General features: G+C 49.2%; 2 protein-coding genes. Both read right to left on the bottom strand.

All coding sequences use genetic code 11. The features are described from left to right. Positions 1 to 201: hypothetical protein (locus tag AC2A06_RS18520; protein ID WP_484381258.1), on the bottom strand; the 201-nt coding region annotated here is incomplete at its 3' end. Between the two features lie 73 nt (positions 202 to 274). Beyond that, complete coding sequence (locus AC2A06_RS18515; RefSeq protein WP_484381257.1) at positions 275 to 1,294, bottom strand: IS110 family RNA-guided transposase; 1,020 nt, start codon at positions 1,292 to 1,294, stop codon at positions 275 to 277. Positions 1,295 to 1,377: the final 83 nt, after the last annotated feature.

Raw genomic sequence — 1,377 nt, 5'->3', positions numbered from 1 at the left:
TATATGGACGCTCCCGATAATACGAGTGTTTTCTTGAAAAAAGTGAACAGGTATTGCAGCCATATATCCGGTTTCTTTCTGGGTCTTGTTGTGACCCGAACCATGATGAAATCCGCCAGGTGAGTTCCTTACATCCCTACGGGTCAAAATACCCTCGTCTGTATCGGATTGTCTCACCTGCGGTCTTACCTGTTTCGCCATCTTCTTGATTACACTTGCAACTACCGGACTGTGTTTTACTCTTGCTGACCCGTTATCACCCTTTGAGCTTGTCTCAATGGGCGATAACGGGTCGATATTCTGTTTCTTTCACCAGCATTGACCACAGAATACGTGCCGTTTTGCTCGCCTGCGCCACCACCGCTACGTTGTAGTTTTTCTTTTGCAGCAAGGCGAATAACCACGGCATGTCTTCTTTATGGCGTTCAATCACCGAGGCTACAGCACGGGCACCATGTACCAGCAAATATCGAAAGTAGCCATCGCCTCGTTTGCTGATGCTGCCTAGCCGCTGTTTACCACCGCTGGAGTGTTCACGTGGTGTCAGGCCCAGCCAGGCGGAAAACTGTTTCGCACAGTGAAATTGCTGTCCGTTACCAACCGACGCAACCAGATAGGTCGAGGTCAGCAACCCGACACCTGGCACTTTCATTACCCGCTGACAGGCTGGCTGGGTCTGCGCCCACTGGCTGAGCTCTTGCTCAATCAAGGTGACTTGGTCTTCCAACGACTGGATATGCTCAAACTGACGAGCAACACTGCGTCGAATAAATGGCGATAGCTCGATATCCCCATTTTCCAGAATATCGGGAATACCTTGATTAAATGCTTTCCGACCAACTGCCATAATGAGGCCAAACTCGGCCAGTATAGCCCGTAGGCTGTTTACACAGGCGATACGTTCCCGAATGAGGATGTCTCGCTCGGTATGCAAAGCAAGAACTGCCTGCTGCTCAGCGGTTTTTACCTGCACAAAGCGCATGTTGGGACGTGTAACTGCTTCACAAATCGCTTCGGCATCAGCAGCATCGGTCTTGTTGGTTTTGACGTAGGGTTTGACATATTGCGGTGGCATCAATTTGACCTGATGGCCAAACTGAGTCAGCACCCGAGCGAAATGATGACTCGAAGCACAGGCCTCCATCCCAATAAGGCAAGGTTTCAGTTGCATGATAAAAGGCACGAATTTATCGCGAGTCAGTTTTTTCTTCAGAACCGTCTTGCCATTGTGATCAACGCCATGAAGCTGGAAAACATTTTTTGCCAAGTCGATACCGAGGGTAGATACTTTCATTTGGACGCTCCTTCTTTTGAGTTTTCACGCTCACATTTTGGCACTTTGATGCCGTAAAGGTTGGAGCGTCCATCTCATTATCC

It is taken from the genome of Serratia sp. HNCC26DJ244 (assembly GCF_057180565.1).
The sequence above is the reverse complement of the archived record's forward strand: the minus strand, read 5'-3'. Positions and strand labels throughout refer to the sequence as shown.

What these genes read in the sequence shown, in the direction of transcription:
- AC2A06_RS18515 (WP_484381257.1), bottom strand. Translation starts at nt 1,294, where the DNA reads ATGAAAGTATCTACCCTCGGTATCGACTTGGCAAAAAATGTTTTCCAG.